Genomic DNA, 5,000 nt, shown 5'->3' on the forward strand with positions numbered 1-5,000 from the left:
CTGTCCTCGTTGGCTCTTCTATCAGCCTCTGCTTTTTGCTGGCGTTCTCTGTCTTCGTTGGCTTTTCTTTCAGCCTCTGCTTTTTGCTGGCGTTCTCTGTCTTCGTTAGCTTTTCTTTCAGCCTCTGCTTTTTGCTGGCGTTCTCTGTCTTCGTTAGCTCTTCTTTCGGCCTCTATTTTTTCCTGCCGCATTCTATCTTCCGCTGCCCGTTTTTCCACGTCCTGCTTCTGATCTGTCTCATTTGCCGCAATAAGTATCTCGGTTTCAGTCTTTTTTGTTAACGCCGGATCGTTCCAACATGTATCTGCCTTTGAAATTCCTGAACAAAAAACAATTGCAACAATAAACGAAATAACAATCTTTTTCATTTAGATACCCCGGTAAAATGTTCTTCAGTGATTGTCCAGAATCGTTTTAGTCATACCAAGAAATCAAAGCCCGTAATACCCTGTTTCATAAATCTGGGTCATTTTTTCATTTTTGATCGTGAAAATCTTGAAAGCGTTGCCTTCAGAATAAGCCACGGAAGTTATTAATTCGTCTGTGCCGTTTCCGTCGAGATCTGCGGCCGCTTCAATGGTTGGCCTGAAATTGTCGTTGTACGCCTGTCTTGCGTTAAAAAATACGGCAACAGGTTCGGCGTTTTTTTCTTCTTTTCTGTAGATTGCAAATGCACATGTGAAATCTTCGGATATCCAGCCGGTCATAGAGAGTTTTTCAACCCCTTTTTTCTGATCTATACATGCCTGAAAGTCCTGGGTATAAGCCATCTGAAGCTCTTTTTTGAAAACAGTTTGCTTGTCACCCAATGCCTGCTTCATAGCCGCCGAATCAAGGGAGTTAATGTATTCTTCCGGTATTTTCTCTCCAGTATTTGTAAACTGTTTCTGCTTTGTGTCTGCTCTGCGCATAACTGGCACAGGCACAGGCTTTGAAGTGTATGCAATGAAAAAATTGTTTGGAGTTGGCCCCATGGTGTTAATGACAACGGTATCTTTCTGCCCGAGGGCTTCGGATGTCATGTAGCAGCAACCCGAGGAAGTTTGGGAAAAAACCGCTGTAAGCCTGTTTACGCTGGTTTCTTTTATGTTTCCTTTTAGATCAATAAGAAACCATTTTTCAGGATTGATAAGGCCGCTTTTGATGGAGCCGTTGTCATCAAAAGGCAGCGGAAGCGCGTTCGGGTTTTCAAAATTAAGATGTTCCGTCTTTTCAGGCGGCCAGGTTTCTCTGGAAATACGCTCGCACTCTTCGCACATAGCCTTTGAAGGAGGTATTTCAATGAAATCAAGAACAGAATTCGCCTTGAAGCCTGTTCTCCACTGGCGCTGGACTGGCTGAGCCGTGAATGGTATGCTTGTGAATCCGGGGTTTTCAGTTGGTTTGTTATCTTCCGCAAATGCATTATGAGTACAGAGCATTATTGTTAGGATTGCTGCTGTTTTTATTAATTTAAAATTGAAGTTTTTCATTTTACGATTTCTTTATGCGCCTTGAACAATTTTATTGTTTATAAAAATATATCAGATTGTTTAATATTTTTTTCGGTCTTTAATGTTGATGAAATTTCAAAAGCTCGTATTCTTGTCCTTCCAGCGCAGTCAGGAATCCAGAAGTATCTGAAAGAACTGGATGCCGGATCAAGTCAGGCATGACTCCAAAACTTTTTTTCGAAATCATCAATCTTGGTTATAAAAATATTTCCACAGCCTTATACTCCATCCCGAACGCCTCTGCGACGCCTTTACATGTAATGTTGCCGTCTATCATGCTGAGCCCAGGTTTGATGCCTGGGTTCTTTATGGCAGCTCCTTTCCAGCCGTTATTTGCTATTGTCAAGGCATATGGAAGAGTCGCATTTGTTAGCGCCAATGTCGATGTCATGGGTACGGCACCAGGCATGTTCGCCACGCAGTAATGGATAATTCCGTTAACTTCGTATGTAGGGTTGCTGTGGGTTGTGGCTCTTGATGTTTCGAAGCATCCGCCCTGGTCAATTGCGACGTCGACCATCACGGCCCCTTTTTTCATTGTCCATAGCATTTCCCTTGTAACAAGCATGGGCGCCCTCGCTCCTCTGAGAAGTACGGCGCCTATCACAACATCAGCCTCCTGGACAAGTTCTCTTATTGTCGCCGGAGTGCTCATTATTGGGAAACAGTTCTTGGGCATTATTTCTGACAAGTGTCTCAGTCTGTCAAGATCTCTGTCCAGAAGGTAAACTTTTGCGCCTAGTCCGCATGCCATAAGAGCCGCGTTTGTTCCCACAATCCCGCCTCCGATTACAAGAACTGTCGCTGGCTGAACTCCTGTGACTCCGCCAAGAAGGATGCCCCTTCCTCCCTGGAATCTTTCAAGATATTTTGCAGCTTCCTGGATAGACATTCTTCCTGCGACTTCGCTCATGGGAGTCAGAAGTGGAAGGCTTCCGTCGTTTCCTTCTATTGTTTCGTAAGCAATGGCCACAGATCTTGTTTTCATGTATTCAGTAGTAAGATCTTTATCAGCGGCAAAATGAAAATATGTGAATACAATCTGGTTTTGTCTGATCAGACCGTATTCTGAAGGTTGAGGCTCTTTAACATGCATTACCATATCGCTTTTGCCGTATATTTCTTCAGGTGTCTCACTGATATCCGCACCTGCAAGGATATATGCGTCGTCATCAAAGCCGCTGCCTGAGCCTGCCGATCTTTCAACAAGAACCTGGTGACCGTTTCTTGTCATTATTTCGACTCCAGAAGGAGTCATGGATACTCTGTTTTCTTCGGTTTTTATTTCTTTTAGAATTCCAACTATCATGGCAGGCTCCTTAAAGTAAGTCGGATTGTTTGCTGAATAAACGGCATGATTTTAGCATTTTCGTCAAAAAAAGTATAAATTAATAAACACAGATAATAAAATGGTGCATTTTATTTCATTTTCAAATCAAAGATGAAATCAAGGCGGCAAGGAGGAAACGACGCAAACGTACGTGGTTTGTACGTTGAGGAGCTGACGACGGTGCTAACCCGATCCATGCATTGAGATAACACTTTGATTTGGAATTGGAAGTATTTTGAAAGGAAGTCAATGATGAGTAAAATCTTTCAAGGAAATATCGTAATCACAGGTGTTACCAAAGGTCTTGGCAGGGCAATGGCTGCTAAATTCATTGATCTTGGATACAGGGTCTTTGGGTGCGGCAGGTCTGAAAATGAGATTTTGGCCCTGAATAGTTTGTTTGGTAAAATGCATATGTTTGATGTTGTTGATGTGACTGATTTCGAGTCTGTAAACGCATGGGCTTTAAAGATAGCCGCTAAAGCCGGAGTGCCTGATATTCTGATAAATAATGCGGCCATAATGAATGATCCCCATCCTTTGTGGCAGATAAGGCCTGATGATTTCTCAAACCTCATTGATGTCAATGTAAAGGGCGTTTTCAATGTTGTGCGGGCATTTGTTCCTGAAATGATAAAAAGAAGAAAAGGGAAAATAATAAATTTCAGTTCGGGATGGGGAAGATTTGTTTCACCCGAAGTTGCGCCTTACTGTACTTCCAAATGGGCGGTCGAGGGAATGACAAGGGCTTTGGCAGAAGAACTGCCAGTAGGCATGGTTGCTATTCCGTTAAATCCCGGAGTCATTGATACAAATATGCTAAGGCAGTGCTGGGGCAGCGAGGCAGGATCTTATTTGAAGCCGGTTGAGTGGGCTGAAAGAGCTGTTCCTTTTATAATTTCAATAACGTCAGAGATGAATGGCAAGCCTCTTTCTGTGAAATGAATTATAATTTTTTGTTGTTATGCTCAAATCTCAGTAACAGTTGAAAGTTCGTGGGCTTAACATTTTTAAAACTCTAAAAATATCAGTTTTTTGCCTACTAACAAAACCATAAAGTTTTTGCGGAGCTTTTTATAAAAAGCGACCCGCCGGAGGCACTCGGCTTAACGTCGGATTACGGACAAAGGGCGTCCTAATCCGACTTACGCATCACCCTTTTTTGATGGCAAATTAACCATAAAAGGCACTTCTTAACTGAAAATCAGGCAGAGCCACATAATTTTTTGAATGTTATCTTTTTGAGTGGGGCTTCAACTGTTGACAAGGTCGCAATAAGTCCGATTTCGGTCATTCCTGTGCAGGCCGGAATCCAGAAGTATTTGAAAATACAAAGATGGCGGATCAAGTACGGCATGACGCTGATGCCTTTTTATGACTTTTTGCGAGACCATCAACTGTTCACGTCATCGCCATGATAATAAGGATAAAATATTTTCAGGAGAAAAGAATGGGCATCAAATATGTTGAAATTGCGTTTTGAATTTTGCTTAAGGCGCTCAAGCTGAAAATAAAACAGACCCACAAAATAATATGGTTATCAAATCCCCCTTGTTTATTTATAAGGGGGAATGAGGTTTGAGCACATCAAGCAATCAGGTCTATGATATTCTTCTGGAGTTCATTTGCCTTGGCAAGCGCTGTTATCTGCGCTCCTCCCTGGCTTTCTCCTGTTTTAAGGGCTGCCTGATCTGCTACAGGTTCGGCCTGGGTCTTTAGCTGTCCTGCTCCGTATGTTCCATATGCGTTTGAACCCGAATTCACGCTTCCTATATTCATGATAAACTCCTTTGGCTGGAATGATTTATCAGCTTTATTTTTTTTTACTTCTGTATGCAATATAAATCATCGAATAGACTGATGCAAATTCATTTGTATTATCGGCAAAATATTGCAGGAACTGAATTATTTTTTTGATTACCATTTTTACTCCGCCATGCTTATCTTAAGGCATGTGAAAGATTATCCAGATATGATGGAGGTGTAGCATGGCAAAAAATATGATCCAATTTCAAAAAGGAAAGAGTATTCACGAATTCCTGTCCGAATATGGGACCGAAGATAAGTGCCAAGACTCATTATTCAGACTTAGATGGCCGCATGGTTTTAGTTGTCCGAATTGCGGCGGTTCGAAATTTTGCGAGCTCAAATCAAGAGATCTGTACCAATGCCACAAG

Annotated in this window: 5 protein-coding genes and 1 pseudogene; 2 read left to right on the forward strand and 4 right to left on the reverse strand. The window is 42.1% G+C overall.

Annotated features, from left to right (window positions below; genetic code table 11):
- The 3 genes and pseudogenes from K245_RS28225 to ald all read right to left on the reverse strand — a co-directional run.
- A pseudogene (locus tag K245_RS28225) lies at positions 1–368 on the reverse strand (hypothetical protein); the annotation flags it as partial.
- A gap of 63 nt (positions 369–431) precedes the next feature.
- Positions 432–1,472: a hypothetical protein gene (locus tag K245_RS0122305; RefSeq protein WP_027360905.1), complete on the reverse strand. Its 1,041-nt coding sequence runs from the start codon at positions 1,470–1,472 to the stop codon at positions 432–434.
- 217 nt (positions 1,473–1,689) lie between these two features.
- Positions 1,690–2,802: an alanine dehydrogenase gene (ald, locus tag K245_RS0122315; protein WP_027360906.1), complete on the reverse strand. Its 1,113-nt coding sequence runs from the start codon at positions 2,800–2,802 to the stop codon at positions 1,690–1,692.
- 270 nt (positions 2,803–3,072) lie between these two features.
- On the opposite strand from ald, the gene K245_RS0122320 reads away from it, so the two are divergent.
- On the forward strand, positions 3,073–3,768 hold the full coding sequence (locus K245_RS0122320) for an SDR family oxidoreductase (protein WP_198013972.1): 696 nt from the start codon (positions 3,073–3,075) through the stop codon (positions 3,766–3,768).
- A gap of 642 nt (positions 3,769–4,410) precedes the next feature.
- On the opposite strand, the gene K245_RS0122335 is transcribed toward K245_RS0122320, so the two are convergent.
- The gene (locus K245_RS0122335; RefSeq protein WP_027360908.1) at positions 4,411–4,602 is read right to left on the reverse strand and encodes a hypothetical protein; all 192 of its coding nucleotides are present in this window, start codon (positions 4,600–4,602) and stop codon (positions 4,411–4,413) included.
- Positions 4,603–4,811: 209 nt separating this feature from the next.
- On the opposite strand from K245_RS0122335, the gene K245_RS27570 reads away from it, so the two are divergent.
- Positions 4,812–5,000, forward strand: a 189-nt coding sequence (locus K245_RS27570) for a transposase (RefSeq protein ID WP_027360909.1), incomplete at its 3' end; no start/stop codon positions are given.

Source organism: Desulforegula conservatrix Mb1Pa (assembly GCF_000426225.1).
Lineage (GTDB): Bacteria > Desulfobacterota > Desulfobacteria > Desulfobacterales > Desulforegulaceae > Desulforegula > Desulforegula conservatrix.